Below are 23,947 nucleotides of genomic sequence, written 5' to 3'. Positions count from 1 at the left end.
CTTCGAACTAGGTACATGCGGTCGGCGGAGGCCGCAGCGGAGGCGGAGGTATCGCATCACATATCCTCCTTCGAACTAGGTACATGCGGTCGGCGGAGGCCGCAGCGGAGGCGGAGGTATCGCATCACACGACCTCCTCGACGAGTTCCCGGCCGCCCTTGCGGGATTCGTTGAACCTGCTGAGGAACCGCTGCAACCGCTCGGTCTGGGGGCGTTCGAAGAATTCCTCGGTCGTGTTCTGTTCGACGACTTTCCCGTCGACCATGAACACACAGCGATCGGCGACCTGGCGGGCGAATTCCATTTCGTGGGTCACCACGACCATCGTCAGGCCCGAGCGGGCGAGATCCTTGATCACGGTGAGCACCTCCTCGACCAGTTCGGGGTCCAGGGCGCTGGTCGGTTCGTCGAACAGCAGTACCCGGGGCCGGGTGGCCACCGACCGCGCGATGGCGACCCGCTGCTGCTGACCACCGGACAGCTGCCGCGGATAGGCATTCGCCTTATCCGGCAGACCGACTTTGTCCAGCAGCGTTTCGGCCCGCTCCCGCGCGGCGTCCTTCGACATCCCGTGCACCGCCACCGCGGCCTCGGTGATATTGCGCAGGACCGTCCAGTGCGGGAACAGGTTGAACTGCTGGAAAACCATGCCCATCCGGCGCCGCTGCTTGGCGATATCGTCCTCGGACAGCGGCCGCAGGGCGCCGTGTTTGTGCGCGAACCCCAGCAGTTCACCGTCGAGGTAGATCGCGCCACCGTCGATCTTCTCCAGCTGGTCGATACAGCGCACCAGCGTGGACTTACCCGATCCGGACGGGCCGAGCACAACGACCACCTCACCCTCGGCGACGGTGAGATCCACACCGTCGAGCGCCGGCCGGCCGTGATACACCTTGCGCAGATTCGACACCCGCACCACCGGCACAGTCGCCTGATCACTCATCGCGTCTCCTTCGAATCCGATACCTGCGGTCGGCGGAAGTTGCGCATCACAGCGACTTCTTTCCCCGGGCCAACGCGCTACGCCAGCTGCTCTTGCTTCCCTCGTCGCGGCGCTCCCCGCGGCCGTAGCGGCGTTCGAGCCGGCGCTGGAAAAACGTCAGCAGTGTGACCACGGCCAGGTACCAGAGGCAGGCCACGATCAGCAGCGGCACGACCTGATATGTGCGGTTGTAGATCAGCTGCACGGAGAACAGCAGGTCGGTCATGGCGATCACCGAGACCAGCGAGGTGCCCTTGAGCAGCGAGATGAACTGGTTGCCGGTGGGCGGCACGATCACCCGCATGGCCTGCGGCAGGATGATCCGCGAGAAGGTCCGCCAGCGGCTGAAACCCATCGCCATCGCGGCATCCCGCTGCCCGGCGTCCACCGCCCCGATACCGGAGCGGATGATCTCCGACATGTACGCGGCCTCGTGCAGGCTCAGCCCGATCAGCGCGGCGGTGAGCGGGCTGATCAGCTCGGTCGACGACCAGGACGCGAAGGTCGGGCCGAAGGGAATCCCGATCGAGAGCTGCGGCAGCAGATACGCCAGGTTGAACCAGAAGATCAGCTGAACCAGGGGTGGAATACCGCGGAAGATACCGACATACCCCTGGCACACCAGCCGGACCGGCCAGAAATCGCTGTTCTGGCCGGCGGCGAGCGCCACACCGAGCAGCGAGCCCACGACCATGCCGACCACGGTGATGAACACCGACATGGCCAGGCCCTTCAGGACCGTCGGGTAGAAGAGGTAGCCCCAGACGATATCCCAGCCGAACCGCTCGTTGGTGACGATGAAATTGACGAGTTGCGCGGCCAGGACCAGCAGGATCACCGAGATGATCCACCGCAGCGGGCGTAATCGGGGCCGGGCGGCGGAGACATCGTCGGCGGTGGGGGACGCTGTCACCGCGGGCCGCTCGGTCAGAGATGCGGTCATCGCGTTTCCTTGTTCGTCGGACATGGGACGGCTCGCGGGTCGCGGCTCATGCCGTCGCGGTGGGGTTCAGCACGGGCTCGGGAATCGCGATATCCGCGAGATTCCATTTCTCGACCAGCTCGTCGTATTGCCCGCCGGAGAACAGCAGTTTGAAGGCTTCGTAGAAAACCGGACCCAGGTTGTTGGTCTTGGGCGAGAGCAGCACCAGCTGATCCGCGCGGGCGCCCTGCTCCTCGGTCTGTGCGACGGCGCGCCAGGTGTTGGGCTGGGCGGCGGCGGTATCGATCGCACCGCTCTGGGTGAGCGCCGCGGAATCGGCGCGACCCGATTGAACGGCCAGGAGGGTGGCGTTGGTATCGGCCAGGCCGACGAATTCGACCCGCGGTTTACCTTTGCTCGCGCACCAATCGGAGAGCTTGGCCGCTTGTTCCTCGGTGATCGACCCGATCACGCCCGCGGTGCGGGTCCCGCACAGTTCGTCGGTGCTCTGCGCGGCGATACCACCGGAGATCGGCAGCAGATAGGACGTGCGGCTGGTCAGCCACTGCACCCCGTCGAATTCGGCGAGCCGTTGCGGGGTGGCCTTGACGGGTCCGTTGAAGGCGTCGTACCGACCGGACAGCATGCCGGACAGCATCGCCGGGAGTCCGCTGGACACCTCCATCCGGATCGGCACACCCAGCACCCCGGACAGAGCCTGTTGGATATCGGGGTCCATTCCGGTGACCGTCTTCCCGTCGGCGCCGACGGTGCGGTACGGCGGATGCGAATCGCCGACGAAGACGATCTCGCCCTTGTCCTTGATCGCCTGCGGTAGCTGGTCGTACAGCACGCCCGCGTTCTCGCCCGGTCCGGACAGTTGTTCGGATTGCGCGGTCTTCTCGTCGATCGACGTACAGCCGGCGAGTGCCAGAACAGATAACGCGACGGCGGCAGTAAACGCCTTGGCACGAGTGAAGCTCATCGAATCCCTCACGTGATGGGCCGAATGGAAGTGCACGATTCGGGCCGGGAACGAGAGTCGCCGAGCATCCGATGTGACCTGGCCAACATTAGCTCAATTTTATTCTACCGTCAACAAAATGACGAATATCAACGCCGCGGTAGGGATTCCGGCGACCGGAGGTCCAGCCGCTGTGCGGCCTCGGCCCGGGCCACCGCATCCAGCCGGTCGTGCAGATCGTGGAACAGCCGCTGCGCCGGCGCCGCGGGCCAGGGCGCGGGCAGATGCTCGAGCGGCAGCCGGGGATCCTGCCGGATCACCTCGAGCCACTCCGTCACCAGCAGGAGCTGCGCACCCAGCGCGCTGTCCGATCGCACCCGCCCGGGGTCACTCCACCGCTCGATGAAATCGCTGTACAGGGCCGAAATCCCGTCGACATCCCAGGCGTCGCGCAACATCCCCGGAATATCGGTCTCGGCGTCGGCCCGGCTGCGGAAAACACGCACCCGCTCGGCGCCCTCGACACCCTCGAGGATCTCGCGAACGTCCGTGGTGGACGGCGCGACCCACAAACCACCCTGCAGCGATCCGAAACCCGCCCATTGCAGCCGCGCGCGCAGATCATGCCGCTGACGCTGCCAGGATTCCGGAAACGTGAAGGTCAGCATGGTCCACGAGCCGTCCCAGTTCGCCTCCACCGCACCGGTGCGCCAGATCCTGATATGGCCGTCGCGCAGGATCTCGGTGAGCCGGGGGGTCAGTTCGACGTAAGCGTTGCGGCCGGCCCGATGGCGGGCGAGCAAACCACGTTTGGCCATGCGATTCAGGGTCGAGCGGGTGGCATGCTCACCGATACCGATCGCGGCGAGCACATCGATCAGGCTGGTCGTGCTCACCACCATGTCGCGATCGAGGACATAGCGGCCCAGCACCGTGAGCAGAACGCTCTGCGGTTTCACCGACGACGCGAAGTCGTTAGTCACAATTTCTGCATGCGTCACGAATATGACCATATACACGCGGAGGGGGTCGACGGAAGCACAACGCCCCATCGCGGGGAATCGACCACTCCGGCGGCCCGGCGTCGAACCGGACTCTAACCCCCCGACACCAGAACCCGCAGCGCCTCTCGCATATCGTCCAGCACCTGCTCGGGCAACTCGGCGAAGCAGTTACGGTGAGCCTCCGCAACGAGACCGCGCGCCTCGTCGAGCAACCGATTCCCGGCCTCGGTCGTGACGATCAGTTTGTTGCGCCGATCCGCGCGGTCGGCGATCCGCTCGACCAGTCCCCGCCCTTCGAGATCGTCGACCAGCGCGACGATCTGGCTGGGGTCGAGACCCATCGTGAGAGCCACTGCCCGCTGATTCACCCCGGCCGGGTTCTCACCGGCGAGTACAAGCACCGAGTAGGGCCGCACCTTCAATCCGAGCGGAACCAGCGCCTTGTTCACCGAACCCGCCACCAGACCTCCCGCCCGGGACAGTAGAAATCCGAGGTCGTCCATCAGCCGGACCCCTGGGGAGTGAGTCATAGCGCCTCCTTGGCAGCAGTTACCCGCGGTCGGCGGAGTCCGCAGCGAACGCGGCGGGATCGCATCACAGCGCGGTTAGGCTAGCAGAAATCAATAATTGACTTTTTCAACTATAGATGTTTCCTTGTTATCGGCACCACAATCCGAAGGAGCACGCAGTGGATCTCAGCAACAAGGTCGCCGTCATCACCGGGAGCGGGCAGGGCCTCGGCCTGGCCTACGCCACAGACCTCGCGCGGCACGGCGCAGCCGTCGTCGTCAACGACGTCAATGCGGAAGCCGCCGACAAAGCCGTTGCCGAGATCCAGCAAGCCGGCGGTCGCGCGGTCGCCGTCGTCGCACCGGTCGGCCCCACCGAGACCGCCCAGCAGCTGGTCGCCACCGCCGTCGAGGAGTTCGGCCGGCTCGACATCATGGTCACCAACGCCGGCATCCTGCGCGACACCGTGCTCTGGAAAATGAGCGACCAAGCCTTCGACGAGGTCGTGAATGTGCACCTACGCGGCACCTTCACCTGCGCCCGCGAGGCCGTGCTGCGATTCCGGGAACAGGGCGAGGGCGGCCGCCTCATCTGCATCGGCTCCCCCGCCGGCCAGCGCGGAAACTTCGGGCAGACCAACTACTCCGGCGCCAAAGCCGGCATCGTCGGCATGGTCCGCACCTGGGCGATGGAACTGCAGCGCGCGGGTATCACCGCCAACGCGGTCTGCCCGGTCGCGGTCACCGCGATGACCGAGACGATCCCGCTGTTCAAGCCCTATATCGAAGAGATGGAGCGGACCGGTACCCTGCCGCCGCTCATCCGCCGCGATATCGGGATGGGTACCACCGGTGACGCCGCCGGAATCGTCACCTTCCTGGCGAGCGAGGAAGCCGCCGAGATCACCGGCCAAGCCTTCGCTATCGGCGGCGACCGAGTCGCCCTGTGGACCCACCCGGCGCTCGAGGCGATCACCTATCACGACGAAGGCTGGGCCGCCGAGGATCTGGCCGCCGCCTGGCCCGCCCTGTCCGAGCACCGCGAATCGGTCGGCGAGGAATTCCCCGCCGAACTGACCGCCGGAAAGTGATCCCGCGATGACCACACGCTACGAATACGGCATCGACTTCGACAAGATCGCTGCCCTCGATATCCACACCCACGTCGAGATCGACGGCTGCGGGCACCGCTCCCTCGACGACGACCTGATGGCGGCCTCGGAGAAATACTTCAAATCCGGCGAGGAACGCACCCCCACCATCGACTCGATAGCCGACCATTACCGCGAACGGAATATGGCCGCGGTGGTGTTCACGGTGGACGCGAATTCGGGCAGCGGGCACGCCCCGAACTCCGTCGAGGAGATCGCCGAAAAAGCCGCCGCGCACAACGACGTACTCATCCCGTTCGGCTCCGTCGACCCCTGGCAGGGGAAGGCGGCGGTGCGCCGGATCCACCGGCTCGTCGACGAGTACGGGGTACGCGGCTTCAAATTCCATCCGAGCATGCAGGCGTTCGAGCCGAACGACCCGGCCTTCTACCCGCTCTACGAGGCGCTGACCGAGGCCGGTGTGCCCGCGATCTTCCACACCGGGCAGACCGGGATCGGCGCGGGATTGCCCGGCGGGCACGGCATCAAACTCCGCTACTCCGATCCGATGCTGCTCGACGACGTCGCCGCGGACTTCCCCGACCTGACGCTGATCCTGGCGCATCCCGCGGTGCCGTGGGTGGATGCGCAGATCGCGATCGCCACCCACAAGGCCAACGTCTATATCGACCTGTCCGGTTGGTCACCGAAATACTTTCCGCCGCAACTGGTCCGGGCCGCGAACTCGATGCTGCGTTCGAAGGTCCTGTTCGGCTCCGATTTCCCGGTGATCCAGGTCGACCGCTGGATGAAGGATTTCGCGAATCTCGAGATCAAGCCCGAGGTCGAACCCCTCATCTTCAAAGACAACGCACTACGCGCCCTCGGCATCACCCGCTGATCGCCCCGAACCCGATGGAGAACACCATGACCACCACCCATGTGGCCACCCTGGCCGACCTCACCGCCCTCGAAGGTCAGTCGCTCGGCACCAGTTCCTGGATCGAGATCCCGCAGGAGCGGATCGGCACCTTCGCCGACGCCACCGACGACCACCAGTGGATCCATATCGACCCCGAGCGCGCGAAGGCCGAGAGCCCGTTCGGCGGACCGATCGCGCACGGGTATCTGACCCTCTCCCTGATCATTCCGATGTGGGACGAGGTCTTGACGGTCGACAGTGTGACCATGGCGGTCAACTACGGCCTCAACAAGGTGCGTTTCACCAACCCTGTTCCCGCCGGCGGCCGGGTGCGGTTGAACGCCACGCTGAAGAAGGCCGAGGAACTCCCGAAGGGCGGTGTCCAGGTGACCGTCGACGCCCAGATCGAGCTCGACGGCGCCGAACGCCCGGCTGTGGTCGCCGAGGCCGTCTACCGCTTCTTCGAGTAGACCGGAAGGAGAAGGAGTCCCATGCGCAACCAAGGCACCGGTTCCTGGCCTGTGCGCCGTGCCCGCCTGTCCCCGGAAAAAACCGCGATCACCTTCGACGGGATATCGACGAGCTACCGTGACCTCGACGACCGGGTCACTCGGCTGGCACACGGCTTGCGTTCTTTGGGCATTCGCCGCGGCGATCGGGTCGCGCTGCTCAGCGCGAATCATCCGGCCTATCTCGAAGCGCTGTTCGCCTGCGGACTGCTCGGCGCCACCTTCGTCCCGCTCAATGCCCGGCTGACCGCCGGCGAGGTGGAGTACGTCCTCCAGGACTGCGGCGCCGGCGTGCTGATCCATTCCGCGGACCTCACCGATATCGCGGCGCCCGCCGCGAAGGCGGCGAATGTGGCCCACCGTATCCAGTTGGGCGGCACCGGCCCGGCGACCCCGGGCTACGAAGATCTGATCGCGCACTCCACCGGCGACCGGATCGACGAAGCGGTCGGCCACGACGACCCGTGTTTCATCATGTACACCTCCGGGACCACGGGCAGGCCCAAAGGCGTGGTGCTCACCCACGGCAATATCGTCTTCGCGGTCCTGAACGCCGTGATCGATCTCGACCTGCGCAGCGACGAGATCGCCCTCGTCTACGCCCCGCTGTTCCATACCGCGGCACTCGATATGGTGGCGCTGCCGACCCTGCTCGCGGGCGGACAGGTGATCATCGAACCGGGTTTCGATACCGAGCGGGTCCTCGGCACGATGGAACGGGAGCGGGTGACCTACGCGTTCGCGGTGCCGACAATGCTCGACCAGATGAGCGCGCACGCACGGTGGTCACGGACCGATCTGTCGGCACTGCGCCGGATCCTGGTCGGCGCGGCGCCGGTGCCGGCCCGCACCCTGCGTATCTACTCCGAACGCGGTATCACAATGTGCCAGGGCTACGGCCTCACCGAGGCCGGCCCCAGCACGCTCGTGCTCACCGCCGACAACGCCGAGCGGAAAATGGGCACCGCGGGGGTGCCGCATTTCTTCACCGATGTGCGCATCGTCGACGCGGACAACCACCCCGTACCACCCGGGCAGCGGGGCGAGATCCAGATCAGCGGCCCGAACCTCATGCGCGAATACTGGAACAACCCGGACGCCACCGCCGCCGCGTTCACCGGCGACGGCTGGTTCCGCTCCGGCGATATCGGGGTCGCGGACGACGAAGGGTTCGTCCGCATTGTCGACCGGCTCAAAGACATGATCATCTCCGGCGGCGAGAACATCTATCCCGCCGAGGTCGAAGCGGCGATCCTGGAGATGCCCGGGGTCGAGAGCTGCGCGGTGTTCGCCGTCCCGGACGAGAAATGGGGAGAAGTCGGGCGCGCCGCTGTCACTCTGGCCGATGATGGCACTGCAGTGAGTTTCGACCGGCTGGTCGAATTCCTCGCCCCGCGACTGGCCAGGTACAAGATCCCGAAGTCCATGGTGGTTCTCGACGAGATCCCCCGGAACGCCACCGGCAAGATCCGCAAGGACGAATTGCGGCGCCGATTCGCCTGACCTTCCGCCCGGCCTATTGCTCCCCCGCGTTTCCCGAACAGCTCGCCGAGGCATACGGACCACTGGACGTCTGCTCGGACATCACCTTGCCGCGGACCAGGATCCGGCAGGTGATATCACCCCCGTCCACCCCGTTGGTCGCGGTCAGGGACACTATCCTGCCCCATCCGCCGACGGACACATCCTTGCTCCACGGCAGGTCGGCCGCTGTTTCCTGCACCATGTCCTGGTCCCGGCCCAGGTAGGCGATAGCGGCCTCGGTACCGGACCCCTGCACCTGATAGGTCACGGTGACCTCACTGCTGGTGTCTTCGCCGGTCTCGTTCACCATCCCCGTGACCACCGCGATGCACCCTCCCACGAGCAGGAGAACGACCAAGCCGAGACCGCCGGCGATCCACGGCCATTTCGGCCTCTTCCGGCGCGGCCGGTAGCTCGGCGGCGGCGACCCCGCTCGCGGAGTCCTGCCCCGCGGGTCTCCCTGCGGTCCGCCGGAATTCTGAGGCCGGTCGCCGGACGGGTAGGACAATGTGCCTCCTCTGCTCGGAGCGGACTTTTGCGCCATCCGGAGGTAGATCACATTTGGCCTCAGTAATGTTACACCGCTATTTATCCAGCTCATGAGCCGGATCGGGCGGCGATCGCACCCTTCTCCGGCGGCGCACGACACCCCTCCCGCCGGGGAGTTGTGCGAGCCGTCCCGGGGCCGCGGAGCTGCTAGTGCCGTGGACCCGCGGGCGTCCAGGTGGGAAGCTCGTAGGTAACCGCGTGCCGATTCCCTAGGACGGTGAGTCATGGTGGACAGAGCGAACGGGGCACCACGGCCGGCAGATATCCGGAATGTGGTGCTCGTCGGAGGTAGCGGATCCGGAAAGACGACCTTGGTCGACGCACTGGCGCTGGCTGCCGGCGCGGTGAACCGGGTGGGGCGGGTCGAGGACGGCACCTCGCTGTCGGACTACGACGAGATCGAGCAACGCCGGCACCGGTCCGTTCAGCTGTCGGTGGTGCCCGTGTGGTGGGGCGGGGTGAAGGTCAACCTGATCGATACGCCCGGGTACGCGGATTTCGTGGGTGAGTTGCGGGCCGGGCTGCGGGCGGCGGATGCGGCACTGTTCGTGGTGTCGGCGGCCGACGGTGTGGAGGGGGTCGGCGGGGCTTCGCGGGCGCTGTGGGAGGAATGCGCGAGCGTCGGCATGCCGCGCGCGATCGTGCTGACGCATCTGGATACGGCCAAGGCCGATTTCGAGGAGATGACGCAGACCTGTCAGGCGCTGCTCGGCGGCGGCTCGGCGGAGAATGTGCTGCCGCTGCATCTGCCGGTGTACGGTCCCGCGAGCGCCGACGGGCACCGGCCGGCCACCGGGCTGGCCGAGCTGCTGGAACAGCGGGTGGCCGATTATTCGACCGGTGAGCGGAGCTGGGTTCCCGGGTCGCCGGGCGACGAGGCGCTGATCGAGCAGGCCCGGGACCGCTTGATCGAAGGGATCATCGCCGAGAGCGAGGACGAAACCCTCATGGATCGCTATCTGTCCGGCGAGAAGATCGATCTCAGCACCCTGGTGACCGATCTCGAGCGGGCAGTGGTGCGCGGCAGTTTCCATCCGGTGCTGTTCGCGGCCCCGGCCGCGGGTGAGGGCCGGCAGGGTTTGGGCACCGTCGAATTATTGGACCTGGTCACCGCGGGATTCCCGACACCGAGCGAGCACCAGGTGTCGGCCGTCCGTCCGGCCGACGGCTCCGAACCCGTCGCGCTGCGCTGCGATCCGGACGGCGAGCTCGCCGCCGAAGTGATCCGCACGTCCGCGGACCCGTATGTCGGCCGGATATCGCTGGTCCGGGTGTTCTCCGGAACGCTGCACGCCGACGATACGGTCCATATCTGCGGACACGGGCTCGGCGCCGGCCACGACGCCGACGACCGTATCGGCGGCGTCACCGCGCCGTTCGGGAAAGAGCAGCGACCACTCGACGAAGCGGTAGCCGGGGATATCGCCTATGTGACCAAACTCGGTCACGCAGAAACCGGCGATACCCTCTCCGGCACAGCCTCCCCGCTGCTGATCGAACCGTGGCGGATGCCGGACCCGTTGCTTCCCACGGCGGTCCGCGCACACAGCAAGGCCGATGAGGACAAGCTCTCGCACAGCCTGGGCCGGCTGGTCGCCGAGGATCCGGCGCTGCGCGTGGAGAACAACGATCGCACCGGTCAGCTGGTGCTGTGGGCACTCGGCGAAGCGCAGCGGGATGTCGCACTGGAACGGTTGCGCAGCCGGTACGGCGTCTCGGTGGATATCGAGGACTACCGGGTCGCGCTGCGGGAGACGTTCGCGGCCAAGTCCGCGGGACGCGGGCGGCACGTCAAACAATCCGGCGGGCACGGCCAGTACGCGGTCTGCGATATCGAGGTGGAACCGGCGCCGGAAGGGTCGGGTATCGAGTTCGTGGACAAGGTTGTCGGCGGCACGGTGCCCCGGCAGTTCATCGGTTCGGTGGAGAAAGGTGTGCGGGCCCAAGCCGCGCGCGGCGTGACAACCAGGTACCCGCTGGTCGACGTGCGGGTCACGCTGGTCGAGGGGAAGGCGCATTCGGTCGATTCCTCCGATGCCGCGTTCCAGACCGCCGGGGCGCTCGCGCTGCGCGACGCGGCGGCCCAGGGCCGGATCGATCTGCTCGAACCGATCGCGCAGGTAGCGGTCCGCGTTCCCGATGAGCACCTCGGGGCGGCGCTGAGCGATCTGTCCGTCCGGCGCGCCCGCATCCTCGGCACCGAACCGGCCGAGGCCGGGCGCACCGTGATCCGCGCGGAAGTCCCGGAGGCGGAACTCGCGCACTACGCGGTCGACCTCCGGTCGCTCACCCACGGGATCGCGCATTTCACCCGCGACTACCTGCGCCACGATCGCCTGCCCGCCCAGCTGGCGGACAGGGCCCGCAACGGGTCCGCCCGGACGCCCGGCTGAGTCGGACACGCGGTCACCGGATCGAACACCGCGGCAACTTCGCACACCCTCCGGTTCCCAGCCGTCCGGGGCCGAAGCATGTCGAACCGTCACCCTCCCCATCCGGATCCGCGGCAAGTTCACTCGGGCATCGAGCCCGGTGCCGAGCGACCGGATAGGCGCTCGACCGTGGTGGCCCGGTTCACGCCGGGAGGCGCCGGCGCGGCCATTGGACACCCAGCCCGCCCGCACCAGCGGGCGCCGCTTCGGGGCGGCAGGACTGAGCCCGGGACTTGCGGTACTACGGCGCAGCGGCGGTGTCGAGGCGGCGGATCTTGCCCTCCAGGACCGCACGTTCCCGCTCGTTGCCGCAGCGGGCCACGGCTTGTTCCAGTTCCGCGCGCGCTTCCGCCGGGCGGCCGAGGCGGATGAGCAGTTCGCCCCGGACGCTCGGCAGCAGATGGGAATTCGCCAGGGCGTCCGCGGCCGCCAGTTCGTCGACGATGCGCAGGGCGGCGGCCGGACCCTGGGCCATGGAAACCGCGACTGCACGGTTCACCTCGACAACCGGGGAGGGAGCCAGCCGGCCCAGTGCCTCGTAGAGGAGCACGATGCGCTCCCAATCGGTTTCCGCCACCGAGGCCGCCACGGCGTGGCATTCCGCGATGGCGGCCTGGAGTCCGTAGATGCCCAGCCCGCGGCCGGCTTTCCCGGCGCGGGCCAGGGCGGCGCGGCCGCGGCCGATTGCGCTGCGATCCCAGCGCCGGCGGTCCTGCTGCTCGAGCAGCACCGGCGCACCGTCCGGGCCCGTACGGGCGGGAAAACGCGCGGCGGTCAGTTCCAGGAGCGCGAGCAGGCTCTGTGCCTCCGGTTCGTCCGGGACCAGTCTGGTCAGCACGCGAGCCAGCCGCTGCGCTTCGGCAGCCAGATCGACGCGGATGAGGTCGGCGCCGGAACTCGCCGACGACCCCTCGGTGAAGATCACGTACACCGCCCGCAGCACCGAGACCAGCCTGGCCGGCCGGTCCGCTGCGGGCGGTACCTCGAACGGTGTCCGGGTGGCGGCCAGGGTTTTCTTCGCGCGGGTGATCCGTGCCTGCACGGTCGCCGTCGGGACCAGGAACGCCCGCCCGATCTCGTCACTGGTCAAGCCGCCGACCACACGCAGGGTGAGCGCCACTCGCGCTTCCGGCGGCAACACCGGATGGCAGGAGATGAACATCAACGCGAGCACATCGTCGTCGATCCGGTCCGGATCCCATAGTTCCTCCCCCGCCGGACCGGCCGGATCACTTCCCGCGGCGATACCGCCCTCGCCCAGGTTGTGGGCGAGGGCGGTATATCGGTCGTCGAGAGCCGCCCGTCGGCGGAACCCGTCGATGGCCCGGCGCCGGCCGACGGTCAGCAACCAGCCGGCCGGGTTGCGGGGTACGCCCTCACGCGGCCAGGTCACCAGGGCTTCGGCCAGCGCTTCCTGGGCGAGGTCCTCGGCCAGCGGGAAGTCGCCGGTGTAGCGGGCGAGCGCGCCGACGATCCGCGCGGATTCGATCCGCCACACCGCGGCCACTGCCTCGCGACCCTCGTGATCGGACCCGGCACGGTCGGACACAGCACTCTCCGATCAGAGCTGACCGGTGGCTTCGCGCCAGGCCCGCTCTTTCTGGATCCAGATATTGTCCTGCGGAAACTCGTCGATGGTGCTGACCCGCCGGATCTCGGTTTTGAAGCCCGGACCGGACATCGGCATCCGCTTGGCCCATTCCACGGCTTCCTCTTTCGACGCGACATTGAGAATGTAGTAGCCGTTGAAGAGCTCTTTGGTCTCACCGTAGGGCCCGTCGGTGATCACCGGATCCGCGGAGGAATAGTCGACGACCACCCCCTCGGCGGCATCGTCGAGACCCTCGGCGGCGAGCAGCACACCGGCGCGGATGAGTTCGTCGTTGAACCGGCCGACGGTCTCCAGCATCTCGCCGAAATCGATCTCACCCATCTGGGCGAAGGCTTCGTCGGTGGCGCGCATGATCAGCATGTACTTCATGGTGTGATCTCCCTTGTGTCGTCGAGTCCCTCTCGGACCCTTCACCCGTAGGTCGAACGAGACACCCGGCGGATCGACAGAACCGCCGAAAAATTCTCCCGAAGTATCGCGACTCGGCTCCGATTTCGCTCGTTTCCGGGAAACACACCTGGCCAGTGGCATAATCCTCGATCAGAACAAGGGAATCGAAGTGTGGCGTATGTGGGCGTCATCGACGATCAGTTCGCAGGGTCCGGTGTGGCGCTCCCACCCCGAAGGGAGTTCACATGACCACCCAGCAACCCGCAGCACCGACCCCCGCAACCGGTAGAGCCGGAGCCCACGCGGCATCCGACGAACACTCGGTGAAACAGTCCGTCGCCGGTGGTACCTCCATCGCGGCGGCTGCTCTACTCATGGTCGCCGGATTCATCACGCTGTTCCAGGGCATCTCCGCGGTCGCCGAAGACGAGGTCTTCGTCTCCGGGCCGCAATACGTGTACGAACTGGACCTCTCCAGTTGGGGCTGGGTCCATATCGTTTTCGGCATCCTGCTGATCCTGACCTCGCTGGCGCTGATGACCGGCGCGACGTGGGCACGGATCACCGCCATCGGCCTGGCCGCACTGTCGATCGTGGTGAATTTCCTGTGGCTGCCGTACTACCCGCTGTGGTCGATCCTGATCATCGCACTGGATATCGTGATCATCTGGGCCATCGCCACCTGGGATACCGCGCGGATCTGACCATCGGGCACCGCCGGCCCCGGCGCACCGGCACGAGAACACGAACGACATCTCCGTCGTGTCGGCGGCCGGGGTCCGCGGTCCGTGGTGGGACCATGATCGAATGACGATGGCGGCCGCGGCGGTGGACCCGGGACCGTCGGCCATCGTCTCGCTGTTCTGGATCGCGGCCGCCGCGGTGGCGGCGCCGCTGCTGTCCCGGCTGCTGCGCGGGCTGATCCCCGATGTCGTGCTACTCCTGGTGCTCGGGGTCGTCCTGGGGCCTCATGCCGCGGCCTTGGCGGGCACCGACGGCGGCGTCGACCTGCTCAGCGAGCTCGGGCTCGGCATGCTGTTCCTGCTCGCCGGTTACGAACTCGACCCGAAACTGCTCGGCGGCAAACCCGGCCGCACCGCCTGGCTGACCTGGCTCGCCGGGCTGGTGCTGGCGCTGTTGCTGGTCTGGCTGGCCGCGCCGGACGCGGGATTCACCGCCCTCATCGCCGTCGCCATCGCCCTCAGTTCCACCGCGCTCGGCACCCTGCTGCCGATCGTGAAAGAAGACGGTGTGCTCGACCAACCGCTGGGTCGCGCGGTGCTGGCACACGGGGCGGTGGGCGAGCTGGGCCCGGTTCTCGCGATCTCGATACTGCTTACCGGGCACAACCTGGGGGCCTCACTGGTGGTCCTGCTCCTGTTCGCGACCGCCGCCGCGGTACTCGCCTGGGTGCCGCAGCGGATCCTGACCCGCCGTCCCGGCGCCGAACGACTGATCGCGGCCCTGGCCACGGGCACCGTGCAGCTTCCGGTGCGGCTGGTGTTCCTGCTGCTGCTGATCCTGATGACCGTGGCGGAGGTATTCGAACTCGATGTGGTGCTGGGTGCGTTCGCGGCGGGCCTCATCCTGCGCCGGCTGGTCGCCGAAACGCATCCGGGCATCCAGGACTCGCTGGAAACCATCGGCTACGGCGTGCTCATCCCGATCTTCTTCGTCACCTCGGGGATGGGTATCGATCCCGCGACGGTCGCCGCCGAGCCCGTCATGTGGGCGCTGTTCGTGCTGGCGATCGGGTTCGCCCGGGGCTCGACCGTATGGTTCAGCGAACGGTTCGTTCCGCACGGAGCCAACCTCGAATACCCACACGAACGGGTTCAGCTGGCCTTGTACGCCGCCACCGGGCTGCCGATCATCGTCGCCGTCACCCAGGTCGCGGTACGCGGCGAGCTGATCACCGAGGATATGGCGTCGACGCTGGTCGCCGCCGGGGCGACAACGGTGCTGCTCTTCCCACTCGCTGCCAAATGGGTACGCGGCCGGGCCCCGGACACCGAGATTCCCGGTTGATCAGCACCCATATCGGAGAACGCGAGCAATTCGGCCCGGCCGGTCTTCGCTACCGCTTCGATCAGGTCGCGGCCGCTATCAGTTCCCCGCAGCGACCGGCGGCGCGTCGTGCGGCGCCGCCAGCAGGACTTCCGGTAGATAGCCGGACGTGATTCCCAGGGTCCAGCCGTGCACCTGAACAGCAAGGGCAGCCACAGCAATGATGCCGATCGGCAGCAGACTTCGTGGCGGGGCATCCGGTACCGCGCTCTCGCGGTACCGCACGAGCTGATCGACCAGGGTGTCTTCGAAGGATGCCCGGTTGTCGTCGAGCAGCACCCGCAACAACCGCTGCTCCGAAGTCAGGGCGTCGAGGGTGTCCAACCGCCGCGCGGCTTCGAGTCGCTCCTCGACGGTGGGTTTCCGCAGGGGCACGTCGGGAAAGTGGTTCGGTGTCGGCCCGGTCGCTTCGGCCAGGTAAAGGCAGAGTGCATCCATCTCGGTGAGTTCGGCCGGGTCGGACGTGCATTCCAGCGGCGAATACGGCGCTCCTTCATGGACGGTCGTTGCGTACTCATCCCTCAGCATCGGACCCATCGCCCGCATCCGTTCCCACAGCAGATCGCCGACCAGGCACATCGCGAAAGCATCCAACCAGGTCCGGGTGGAAGCAGGTGCGAGGTCCTTCACCCAGGCCGGACCGTGTTCCCCGCTGTGGATCAGCGACGCACTGACCGATCCGTCGGGCTCCGGGAAATTGCTGAGCCGCTCGCCGATGAGCGGAAAGCACAGCTCGAAGTCACCACTGGGGAAGGTGGTGAAATCCAGGGCAGCCCAGGCACATTCAGCGGCCGTGGACACGGCAGCTCGCGTGCGGTCATCGCCGGGCGAAGGATCTTCGAGCGCCCGGAGGGCCACATCGTCCAGGATTTCGTCGCGAATCTGCTGTAACACGTCGAGGGACAAGCCGTCCCAGCGCAAGCGGCCCCAGAGCTGGAGTACCCGCGCGGGCAGGTCCCGCGTGTGCTCGATCCGGTTACCGACACTGTGGCACGCCACTTCCCGCACGTATCTTCCCTTCCCCGAACCCGAACTCCGCGAGACCGAGCTTGTACCCGGCCCAGGCTCTCGCCGGGGTCGCTCTGCCGCGCCCCCGCAGTACGGCCAGTAAACCACCACCCGCGTCGAAGTGCTTGCCGTGCAGGCGATCATGCACGGATGCGGAAACAATCATCGTGGCTACGACCTGTCTCATAGGGTCGTGCGCCCCATGCGGTGGCGCCCGCCGGCTTTTACGGCACCCATCGTCAATTCGGTACCCGCCCCGGCAGCGCGTCGGCTATCCGGGTCAGCCACGCCCGGACCTCGGCCACCGACAGCGTCTCGAACGCCCCCAACTCCGCTCGCATACCCGGATACCTCCGAGCGGCAGTGTGCTGCATCGGATACGGGGCGTCATCGAGCAGAATGATGCGCCGGCCGCCGTCCAAAGCCGATATATCGACAGGACAGCCCTCCGACCAGATCCAGTGATCCGAATCGTCACTACCGTCCGCGAGGCTGCCGTCCGGGCGCAAGCCGTGCCAGTTGACCATTTCGAAGGTCCGCCGCCACGACTGCGGCTCGGGTGCCGGCTGCTCGGTGTACGCACCGGTGTACGCAGCGAGCAGCTCCTGATCGATGCCCGTGCCCGCACCACCGGCGAATCCGGTCCCCTCGGTAGCCGGAAACCGCTCTCGGCGGTAGCGGATGCTGCTAGCTTCGATGCGGTGGAGTTCGGGATTTATGTACCGCAGATCGTTTCGGAGTACACGCCGCTGCTCGACCTCGCGCACACGGCCGAACGCACCGGTTTCACGAACTTCTGGCTCTTCGACCATCTGTGGTCACCCGGACTCCCGGAACATCCGTCCCTCGAAGCCTGGACCACGGCGACCGCGCTGCTCGCTGGGACCACGACATTGCGGGTCGGGGCGCTGGTGTTGTGCAACAACTTCCGGCACCCCGTGGTGCTGGGCCGCATGGCCACGACACTTGACGTGATTTCCGGTGGCCGGCTGGAATTCGGGCTCGGTAGCGGGTCGATCCGGGACGAACATCTACAGGCGGGTTTGCCCTGGGGGCCGGCCGGCGAGCGCTCCGAGCGGCTGGGTGAAGCGCTGGAGATCATCACCTCGATGTTCGCCCGGGAACGGACATCATTCGACGGGAAGCACTATCAGGTCAGCGATGTCGCCAGTGTTCCCCGGCCGGTTCAATCTCCCCGGCCGCCGATCCATCTCGGTGGGGTCGGCCCGAAGTACACGCTTCCGCTGGTCGCGCGCTATGCCGATGTCTGGAATATCCCGACCTACGGCCTGCCGGACTACCAGCGGTCGACCGAGTTACTGGAAGCCGAATGCCTCCGGGTCGACCGCGACCCCGCGTCGATCCGCCGGTCACATCAGGCCATCCTCGCCATCGCCGAGAACGAACGGGACCTCCCCGAGGTGCAGGCCCGGGCGCGGCGCCATTACGGCGCCGAAGCGTTCGCGCTCGACGAGGGTTACGTCGGGACCCCGGCCATGCTGGTGGACCGGCTGGCCGAACGGGCCGAGCAGGGCATCGACTCGGTGATCTTCATGGTCGGCGCGAAACAGGCGGCCGCGACCATGGAGTTGTTCGCGGCGGAGGTCATGCCGCATATCCCCGGCTGAGCCGGCGCGCGCCGAGTTCACCGGGACCGCGGTGCCACGCGGCCGGCTCGGCTCGGCCGGCGCGGTTCACTCGGCTCGGCCGGCGCGGGCGGTGAGCAGGAATTCCGCCATGGCCGCCGCGACCGCTTCCGGCTGGTCCAGCATGGACAGAACATAGGCATCGGGGATTTCGACCAGCCGGGCTGCGGGGATCAGCTCGGCGAGGCGGCGACCGTGGTCGCGGGGCATCACCTTGCCGGCCGCGGACCAGAGGATCAGCGCGTCGCCCGAAAAGTCGCGGAGCGCCTCGGTATGCGCGATCAATTCACCGGCCGGGAAACCGGATCGGGCGTAGGCGAGCAGGTCGCGGCGGATTCGTTCGTCGCGCAGACCCGGTTCGGTCCAACCGCGCACCAGATCGTCGGGCAGCGGATAGCGCGCCATCCAGCCGAAGAGCAGTGGCGAGCGGCGCAACCATCGGATACGCAGTTGCCGCAGCGCCAGCGAGACCCCGCCCGGTATCCAGGAGGCGACGGTCGCCATTTTCCCGGGAAGTCCGGGCGGGAAGTTGTCGAACGCTTCGCACGGGAGGACGACCAGCCGGCCCACCCGATCGTCCAGGCCGTAGGCGGTCAGGAACAGCGCACCGCCCCAATCGCTGTGTACCAGGACGATATCGCGGAGGTCGAGCGCGGTGAGAAAGTCCGCGATCAGGTGGTTGAGCCCCTTCATGCTCAGATCGGTACCCGGTTCGAGCGGGATCGGATGGGCTCCCAGCGGCAGGTCGGGCCGGATATAGCGGAACCCCGGCGGCAGCAGCGGGATGACCCGGTCCCACACCGTGTGATTCATCAGCAGGCCGTGCAGCAGCACCACGGGCGGGCCCTCACCGTGTTCCGCATAGTGCATCCGACCTGCGGGCAGTTCGACCGTCGGCATATCCGGACCCCTTTCGAGCGATCGCTCTAGAGTGATTGCTCTAGTCTGGAACAGTGACCGAGAACCTGTCAACCACCGGCACCCGGGCCCGGCTGGTGACCGCGACGATCGAACTCCTGCGCACCCGCGGCTACAGCGGAACGAGCGTCAAACAGATCAGCACGGCCGCCAACGCACCGATGGGGTCGCTCTACCACCACTTCCCCGGCGGGAAACCCGAGCTCGCGGCGGCCGCCCTACGCGACGCCGGCATTGCCTACGGCCGGCTGATCCCACTCCTCCTCGATCCGTACGCGGACTTGCACGAGGCGATCCCCGCCGCCTTCACCACGGCCGCCGAACAGATCGAGCAGACGGGGTGGATCAATATGTGCCCGGTCGGCACGGTGGCGGGTGAAATCGCCGACGCCGAACCGGAATTACGCGCGGTGGCCGCGGAGATCATCACGGCCTGGATCGAGGACGGGACCGCGTATTTCGCCGGTCGCGGCCTCTCCGCCGACACCGCGCGGGAGCTGATCCTCGGCGTCCTCACCGCACTCGAAGGCGCCTTCGTACTCAGCCGCACCCTGCGCTCCACGGCCCCGCTGCACGCCGCCGGCCGCGCGATGCGCGCCCGCTTGGCGGAGCTCGACCCGGGCAGCGCGTAGCACGAACTGGGCGATCGGACCGCTGATCAGCCCGGGTCGGCGAACGAGCCGCCCCGCCCGGCACCGTCGGCGAAGCGCCGGGCACCCGCCGCCGCGTCGGCGGTGAGCGAGATCATTCCATGTTCCCACTCGTTGGCCAGGGCCTCTTGTTCGGTCATGCCCTCCTGCTGCAGGAGGGACAATCTGTCCTGGCGGGAGCAGGTTTGCGGGAAACCGGCTATCTCGGCGGCGAGTTGTTCGGCGGCCGCGCGTTCCGTGCCGACCGGAACGACACGGTCGGCCAATCCCATGGTCAGAGCTTCCGGTGCGGCGACGGGCCGGCCGGTGAGCACCATGTCCATGGCCCGGCCGGTGCCGATGAGGCGGGGCAGGCGGACCGTTCCGCCATCGATGAGCGGGACACCCCAGCGACGGCAGAACACGCCGAATACCGCGTCCTCGGCCGCGACGCGGAGATCGCACCAGATCGCCAGTTCCAGGCCGCCGGCGACGGCGTGCCCGGCAACCGCGGCGACCACCGGTTTGCTCAACTGCATCCGGGTCGGTCCCATCGGACCGCGGCCGCCGGCGGTCAGCGGATTCGATCGCTCGGTGCCGATGGCTTTGAGATCCGCTCCGGCGCAGAAGGTTCCGCCCTCGCCCCAAAGCACGGCGACAGCCGCCGAGTCGTCGTTGTCGAAGGCGGTGAACGCGTCGAACAAGGCCGTGCCGGTGGGGCCGTCCACGGCGTTGCGGGCGTGCGGGCGCGAGAGGATCACGGTGAACACCGGGCCGTCGCGTTCGATCCGTACCGCTGGAGTGGTCATGAAGGCTCCTCGTCTACCAGGTATCGATCCCGGTGCTGCGGGCACTGTTGCGCCAGCCGTCGCGCGGCGGACTCGACCGTGCGAGCAGTACCGCGGCGAGTACATCGCGGGTATCGGCCGGGTCGATCACATCGTCGATCTCCAGATGGGAAGCGGTGTTGATCGCGCTGCCCTGCCGGTAGGCCAGCGTCACCAGTTCGTCGAATCGGCGGGCTCGTTCCTCCGGGTCGGGAATGGCGGCCAGCATATCGCGCGAGGCCAGGTGCACCGCGCCCTCCACGCCCATCCCGCCGAATTCGCCGGTGGGCCAGGCGACGATCATATTCGTGTTGTGGAAGCCGCCCCCGGCCATCGCCAGGGCACCCAGTCCGTAACCCTTGCGCAGGACGACCGTTACCAGGGGCACGGTGAGGTGACCGCCCAGCACGAACAGGCGCGGGAAATGGCGGACCGCGGCCTGCTGTTCGGAGTCGGGGCCGACCATGAAACCCGGTGTATCGCAGAGTGATACGACGGGTAGGCCGTAGGTATCGCAGAGTTGCAGAAAGCGGGCGAGCTTATCGGCGCCGGGCGCGTCGATCGCGCCGCCGAGCAGGGCGGGGTTGTTCGCGATGACGCCGACCGGTGCACCGTCGATCCGGGCGAGGGCGGTGAGTGCCGTGGGGGCGAAATCGCGGCGGAGTTCGAGGACAGAGCCGCTATCGAACAGCGTGTCGAGTACCGCACGGATGTCGTAGACGCGTTTGCGGTCCTGCGGGATCAGGTGCCGCAACGCGCGCTGGTCGGCGACTTCACCGCCGGGCATCCGGCCTTGGAAGTACGCGAGGTATCGGCGCGCGACCGCGGTGGCCTCGGCCTCGTCCGCGACGACGATATCCACCACGCCGTTGGAGCGCTGCATCTCGATCGGCCCGACCTCTTCCGGCGCGAAAACGCCGAGCCCACCGCCCTCGATCATCGCCGGACCGGCCATACCGATCGTGGAGTTCTCGGTGGCGATGACCACATCGCACGTGCCCAGCAGCGCCGCGTTACCGGCGAAACAGCGGCCGGCGGCGATCCCGATGGTCGGCACGATGCCGCTCAGTGCGCCCATGGCGGCGAAGGTCGGATAGTGCAGGCCCGCCACCATGGGCGGATCGCTGTCCCCGGGGCGCCCGCCGCCGCCTTCGGCGAAGAGAACGACCGGATAGCGGCTGGTGCGGGCGAGTTGCAGCAGCCGGTCGGTTTTCTGGTGGCTGAAATACCCCTGGGTGCCGGCCAGGACCGTGTAGTCGTAGGCGAGGACTGCGCAGGTGCTGCGGTCGTCAGCGAAATGGTCGCCGTTGATACGTCCCAGGCCGGTGACGATACCGTCGGCCGGGGTGCGGGCCTCGAGGTCGGCGAGATCGCGGCGGCCGCGCTGGGCGGCGACGGCGAAACCGCCGTATTCGACCAGCAGGCCGTCGTCGGTGAGCGCGGCGATGTTCTCCCGGGCGGTCCGCATACCGAGCCGGTGACGTTTGGCGACTGCCTCGGCGCGCGATTCGTCGTCGAGCAGGCTGCGGCGTTGCCGCAGGGCGGCGAGGTCGGGCCGGATATCGTCCAGGGAGACGGCCGATTCGACTGCCTCATCCGCCGCGTCGGCGCCCGCCACCGGGTCCAGCAGCGCGAGCGCCTCCCCTTCGGCCAGGAAATCGCCGATATCGACCAGAACGTTCTCGATGGTCCCGGCACGACCGGCGCACACCGGGTGGTGCATTTTCATCGCTTCGACCACGGCGACCGTTGTCCCGGCGGAGACCGCGCTGCCCGGTTCGACCTCGATCGCCACCACGACACCGGCGGTACCGGTACACACGACCCGGCCGTCCCCGCTGCCCGGAGGAAGCGGCGCCGTCCGTGCGGCAGGTGATCCTTTGCCGTACCCGTCGGGTGTGTTCGCCCCCGGCCCGCGCCGGACCGGTGCGGTGGCTGCATTCTGGTCGAATTCGCGTGCGCGCGCTGCCAAGTGGGCGAGGTGGCGATCGACCCAGGTCGTATCGACCTCGCCGGCGGCGAATACCGGGTCGGCGAGTACTGCCTGCTGGAAGGCGAGGTTCGTCGGCACTCCGCGCACCGCGGTTTCGCGGAGAGCGCGCACGGCGAGCCGGTGGGCGGCGGCGAACCCGTCACGGTCGTGCACCACGATCTTGGCGAGCAGGGTGTCGAATCGCGGGTTGACCGGTGCACCGGCGCGGCCGGCGGTATCGACCCGGACTCCCGCGCCGGTGGGGAGCTCGAAAGCAGTGAGGGTGCCCGACGCGGGCGCGAGTGTGCCGTCCAGCCGCACGGTCTCGGCGTTCACCCGGACCTGGATCGCGCAGCCCGACGGTTCAGCGATCGCGTCCTGGACCAGGCCGAGTTCGGCGAGAGTGGCGCCTGCGGCGAGCCGGAGCTGGGTGTGCACGAGGTCCACACCGGTGACCATCTCGGTGACGGTGTGCTCCACTTGCAGGCGCGGGTTCACCTCCAGGAAGTAGAAGGTGCCGTCCGGCAGAGCGAGGAATTCCACCGTCGCCACACCGTGCAACCCGGCGGCCAGGCCCAGCCGCACCGCCGCGTCGAGCATTCGTGCGCGGGCCACGCCGGTGAGGACGGTGCCGGGTGCGATCTCGACGAGTTTCTGATGCCGGCGCTGCACCGTGCAGTCGCGGTCCCAGAGGTGGACCACCGCTCCGGTCCCGTCGCCGGCCAGCTGCACCTCGAGGTGCCGGGCGCCGGTCAGCAGCCGTTCGATATACAGATCGCCCACCCCGAATGCGTTCCGGGCCTCGGCCGTGCACTGTTCGTACGCCTCCGGCAGCCGATCGGCCGAATACACTGCCCGCGTACCGCGACCACCGCCCCCGGCCAGCGCTTTCACCATCACCGGCCCGTCCTGCCCGGCCAGGAATTCGAGCATCTGCGCGGCGGAGGTCGGGCCGGTGGTGCCGGGCAGGACAGGGACGTCGTTGTCGACGGCCAGCTGCCGCGCCCGGCCCTTGTCGCCGAACAATTCCAGTGTCTCCGCGGCCGGTCCGACGAAGGTGATATCGGTCTTCCGGCAGGCGCGGGCGAAATCTGCACTTTCCGAACGGAATCCGTAGCCCGGATGGATTGCGGTGGCGCCGGATTCGCGGGCCGCCGCGAGGATCGCATCGATATCCAAGTAGGCGCCCGGGCCGGTCCCGGGCAGCACCACCAGGTCGTCGCACCGGTCGGCGTGCAGGGCACCCTCGTCATCGCGGGACCGTACCCCCACCGTCGCGATTCCCATCGACTGTGCGGCGCGAAAGATCCGCACGGCGATTTCGCCACGGTTGGCGACCAGCAACCTGCGCGGTTCTGCGCTCATCGGTCCTCCTGCCTCCACTCCTGCCCGGCGCGGGCACGCTCCGACGCTACCCGGACATGCGCCGGTGCTGCGTGGTCCCCGGTGGACGAAACCGCCGCACCGGCA

22 protein-coding genes are annotated in these 23,947 nt (G+C 67.7%); 9 read left to right on the top strand and 13 right to left on the bottom strand.

Going from position 1 to position 23,947, the window contains the following annotated elements; all coding sequences use genetic code 11:
• Window positions 1–124: 124 nt before the first annotated feature.
• From ACIA75_RS32650 to ACIA75_RS32630, 5 genes are all read right to left on the bottom strand, one after another.
• The gene (locus tag ACIA75_RS32650; protein WP_397110901.1) at window positions 125–943 is read right to left on the bottom strand and encodes an amino acid ABC transporter ATP-binding protein; all 819 of its coding nucleotides are present in this window, start codon (window positions 941–943) and stop codon (window positions 125–127) included.
• Between the two features lie 46 nt (window positions 944–989).
• Window positions 990–1,925 (bottom strand): amino acid ABC transporter permease, encoded by a 936-nt coding sequence (locus ACIA75_RS32645; RefSeq protein WP_397110900.1) that lies wholly within the window; start codon window positions 1,923–1,925, stop codon window positions 990–992.
• Between the two features lie 46 nt (window positions 1,926–1,971).
• A complete protein-coding gene (locus ACIA75_RS32640; RefSeq protein ID WP_397110899.1) occupies window positions 1,972–2,889 on the bottom strand; it encodes a transporter substrate-binding domain-containing protein in 918 nt (305 codons plus the stop codon).
• A gap of 128 nt (window positions 2,890–3,017) precedes the next feature.
• Entirely contained in the window at window positions 3,018–3,851 is an 834-nt protein-coding gene (locus ACIA75_RS32635; protein WP_397110898.1) for a PaaX family transcriptional regulator C-terminal domain-containing protein, read from the bottom strand.
• 113 nt (window positions 3,852–3,964) lie between these two features.
• Window positions 3,965–4,402 (bottom strand): MarR family winged helix-turn-helix transcriptional regulator, encoded by a 438-nt coding sequence (locus tag ACIA75_RS32630; protein WP_397110897.1) that lies wholly within the window; start codon window positions 4,400–4,402, stop codon window positions 3,965–3,967.
• Between the two features lie 158 nt (window positions 4,403–4,560).
• Between ACIA75_RS32630 and ACIA75_RS32625 the strand changes: the two genes are divergently transcribed.
• The 4 genes from ACIA75_RS32625 to ACIA75_RS32610 are packed head-to-tail and all read left to right on the top strand — an operon-like array spanning window position 4,561 to window position 8,406.
• Window positions 4,561–5,472, top strand: coding sequence for an SDR family NAD(P)-dependent oxidoreductase (locus ACIA75_RS32625; RefSeq protein ID WP_397110896.1), 912 nt, complete (start codon window positions 4,561–4,563; stop codon window positions 5,470–5,472).
• Between the two features lie 7 nt (window positions 5,473–5,479).
• Window positions 5,480–6,373, top strand: coding sequence for a 4-hydroxyphenyl-beta-ketoacyl-CoA hydrolase (couO, locus tag ACIA75_RS32620; RefSeq protein ID WP_397110895.1), 894 nt, complete (start codon window positions 5,480–5,482; stop codon window positions 6,371–6,373).
• A gap of 14 nt (window positions 6,374–6,387) precedes the next feature.
• Complete coding sequence (gene couM / locus ACIA75_RS32615) at window positions 6,388–6,864, top strand: p-hydroxycinnamoyl-CoA hydratase (RefSeq protein WP_397110894.1); 477 nt, start codon at window positions 6,388–6,390, stop codon at window positions 6,862–6,864.
• A 21-nt stretch (window positions 6,865–6,885) separates the two neighbouring features.
• On the top strand, window positions 6,886–8,406 hold the full coding sequence (locus ACIA75_RS32610) for a long-chain fatty acid--CoA ligase (protein ID WP_397110893.1): 1,521 nt from the start codon (window positions 6,886–6,888) through the stop codon (window positions 8,404–8,406).
• Window positions 8,407–8,419: 13 nt separating this feature from the next.
• Here the strand turns inward: ACIA75_RS32610 and ACIA75_RS32605 are convergent, their stop codons facing one another.
• Window positions 8,420–8,749 carry an MmpS family transport accessory protein gene (locus ACIA75_RS32605; protein ID WP_397110892.1) on the bottom strand — a complete coding sequence of 110 codons (330 nt, stop codon included), beginning with the start codon at window positions 8,747–8,749 and terminating at the stop codon, window positions 8,420–8,422.
• Between the two features lie 451 nt (window positions 8,750–9,200).
• Between ACIA75_RS32605 and ACIA75_RS32600 the strand changes: the two genes are divergently transcribed.
• On the top strand, window positions 9,201–11,369 hold the full coding sequence (locus ACIA75_RS32600) for an elongation factor G-like protein EF-G2 (protein WP_397110891.1): 2,169 nt from the start codon (window positions 9,201–9,203) through the stop codon (window positions 11,367–11,369).
• Between the two features lie 280 nt (window positions 11,370–11,649).
• Here the strand turns inward: ACIA75_RS32600 and ACIA75_RS32595 are convergent, their stop codons facing one another.
• On the bottom strand, window positions 11,650–12,957 hold the full coding sequence (locus ACIA75_RS32595; RefSeq protein WP_397110890.1) for an RNA polymerase sigma factor: 1,308 nt from the start codon (window positions 12,955–12,957) through the stop codon (window positions 11,650–11,652).
• A gap of 12 nt (window positions 12,958–12,969) precedes the next feature.
• Window positions 12,970–13,389, bottom strand: coding sequence for a YciI family protein (locus ACIA75_RS32590; protein ID WP_397110889.1), 420 nt, complete (start codon window positions 13,387–13,389; stop codon window positions 12,970–12,972).
• A gap of 266 nt (window positions 13,390–13,655) precedes the next feature.
• On the opposite strand from ACIA75_RS32590, the gene ACIA75_RS32585 reads away from it, so the two are divergent.
• Complete coding sequence (locus tag ACIA75_RS32585; protein ID WP_397110888.1) at window positions 13,656–14,114, top strand: hypothetical protein; 459 nt, start codon at window positions 13,656–13,658, stop codon at window positions 14,112–14,114.
• 103 nt (window positions 14,115–14,217) lie between these two features.
• On the top strand, window positions 14,218–15,438 hold the full coding sequence (locus ACIA75_RS32580) for a cation:proton antiporter (RefSeq protein ID WP_397110887.1): 1,221 nt from the start codon (window positions 14,218–14,220) through the stop codon (window positions 15,436–15,438).
• Window positions 15,439–15,516: 78 nt separating this feature from the next.
• On the opposite strand, the gene ACIA75_RS32575 is transcribed toward ACIA75_RS32580, so the two are convergent.
• The gene (locus ACIA75_RS32575) at window positions 15,517–16,485 is read right to left on the bottom strand and encodes an immunity 49 family protein (protein WP_397110886.1); all 969 of its coding nucleotides are present in this window, start codon (window positions 16,483–16,485) and stop codon (window positions 15,517–15,519) included.
• 239 nt (window positions 16,486–16,724) lie between these two features.
• A complete protein-coding gene (locus tag ACIA75_RS32570) occupies window positions 16,725–17,012 on the bottom strand; it encodes a hypothetical protein (protein WP_397110885.1) in 288 nt (95 codons plus the stop codon).
• On the opposite strand from ACIA75_RS32570, the gene ACIA75_RS32565 reads away from it, so the two are divergent.
• A complete protein-coding gene (locus tag ACIA75_RS32565) occupies window positions 16,998–18,113 on the top strand; it encodes an LLM class flavin-dependent oxidoreductase (protein WP_397110884.1) in 1,116 nt (371 codons plus the stop codon). The two genes, ACIA75_RS32570 and ACIA75_RS32565, sit on opposite strands and share 15 nt — an antisense overlap.
• A gap of 66 nt (window positions 18,114–18,179) precedes the next feature.
• Here the strand turns inward: ACIA75_RS32565 and ACIA75_RS32560 are convergent, their stop codons facing one another.
• Window positions 18,180–19,031 (bottom strand): alpha/beta fold hydrolase, encoded by an 852-nt coding sequence (locus ACIA75_RS32560; RefSeq protein WP_397110883.1) that lies wholly within the window; start codon window positions 19,029–19,031, stop codon window positions 18,180–18,182.
• Between the two features lie 53 nt (window positions 19,032–19,084).
• Between ACIA75_RS32560 and ACIA75_RS32555 the strand changes: the two genes are divergently transcribed.
• Window positions 19,085–19,681 (top strand): TetR/AcrR family transcriptional regulator, encoded by a 597-nt coding sequence (locus ACIA75_RS32555; protein ID WP_397110882.1) that lies wholly within the window; start codon window positions 19,085–19,087, stop codon window positions 19,679–19,681.
• A 26-nt stretch (window positions 19,682–19,707) separates the two neighbouring features.
• On the opposite strand, the gene ACIA75_RS32550 is transcribed toward ACIA75_RS32555, so the two are convergent.
• Together ACIA75_RS32550 and ACIA75_RS32545 are read right to left on the bottom strand one after the other, a co-directional pair.
• A complete protein-coding gene (locus ACIA75_RS32550; RefSeq protein WP_397110881.1) occupies window positions 19,708–20,487 on the bottom strand; it encodes a crotonase/enoyl-CoA hydratase family protein in 780 nt (259 codons plus the stop codon).
• 13 nt (window positions 20,488–20,500) lie between these two features.
• On the bottom strand, window positions 20,501–23,842 hold the full coding sequence (locus ACIA75_RS32545; RefSeq protein WP_397110880.1) for a carboxyl transferase domain-containing protein: 3,342 nt from the start codon (window positions 23,840–23,842) through the stop codon (window positions 20,501–20,503).
• Window positions 23,843–23,947: the final 105 nt, after the last annotated feature.

The organism is Nocardia sp. NPDC051750, from assembly GCF_044453135.1.
Taxonomy (GTDB): Bacteria; Actinomycetota; Actinomycetes; order Mycobacteriales; family Mycobacteriaceae; genus Nocardia.
The sequence above is the reverse complement of the archived record's forward strand: the minus strand, read 5'-3'. Positions and strand labels throughout refer to the sequence as shown.

Excerpts from the sequence above, each read along its gene's own strand:
- ACIA75_RS32650 (WP_397110901.1), bottom strand. The coding sequence starts at position 943 with ATGAGTGATCAGGCGACTGTGCCGGTGGTGCGGGTGTCGAATCTGCGC.
- ACIA75_RS32645 (WP_397110900.1), bottom strand. The coding sequence starts at position 1,925 with ATGACCGCATCTCTGACCGAGCGGCCCGCGGTGACAGCGTCCCCCACC.
- ACIA75_RS32640 (WP_397110899.1), bottom strand. The coding sequence starts at position 2,889 with ATGAGCTTCACTCGTGCCAAGGCGTTTACTGCCGCCGTCGCGTTATCT.
- ACIA75_RS32630 (WP_397110897.1), bottom strand. The coding sequence starts at position 4,402 with ATGACTCACTCCCCAGGGGTCCGGCTGATGGACGACCTCGGATTTCTA.
- couO (WP_397110895.1), top strand. The coding sequence starts at position 5,480 with ATGACCACACGCTACGAATACGGCATCGACTTCGACAAGATCGCTGCC.
- couM (WP_397110894.1), top strand. The coding sequence starts at position 6,388 with ATGGAGAACACCATGACCACCACCCATGTGGCCACCCTGGCCGACCTC.
- ACIA75_RS32610 (WP_397110893.1), top strand. The coding sequence starts at position 6,886 with ATGCGCAACCAAGGCACCGGTTCCTGGCCTGTGCGCCGTGCCCGCCTG.
- ACIA75_RS32600 (WP_397110891.1), top strand. The coding sequence starts at position 9,201 with ATGGTGGACAGAGCGAACGGGGCACCACGGCCGGCAGATATCCGGAAT.
- ACIA75_RS32590 (WP_397110889.1), bottom strand. The coding sequence starts at position 13,389 with ATGAAGTACATGCTGATCATGCGCGCCACCGACGAAGCCTTCGCCCAG.
- ACIA75_RS32585 (WP_397110888.1), top strand. The coding sequence starts at position 13,656 with ATGACCACCCAGCAACCCGCAGCACCGACCCCCGCAACCGGTAGAGCC.
- ACIA75_RS32580 (WP_397110887.1), top strand. The coding sequence starts at position 14,218 with ATGACGATGGCGGCCGCGGCGGTGGACCCGGGACCGTCGGCCATCGTC.
- ACIA75_RS32570 (WP_397110885.1), bottom strand. The coding sequence starts at position 17,012 with ATGGTCAACTGGCACGGCTTGCGCCCGGACGGCAGCCTCGCGGACGGT.
- ACIA75_RS32560 (WP_397110883.1), bottom strand. The coding sequence starts at position 19,031 with ATGCCGACGGTCGAACTGCCCGCAGGTCGGATGCACTATGCGGAACAC.
- ACIA75_RS32550 (WP_397110881.1), bottom strand. The coding sequence starts at position 20,487 with ATGACCACTCCAGCGGTACGGATCGAACGCGACGGCCCGGTGTTCACC.
- ACIA75_RS32545 (WP_397110880.1), bottom strand. The coding sequence starts at position 23,842 with ATGAGCGCAGAACCGCGCAGGTTGCTGGTCGCCAACCGTGGCGAAATC.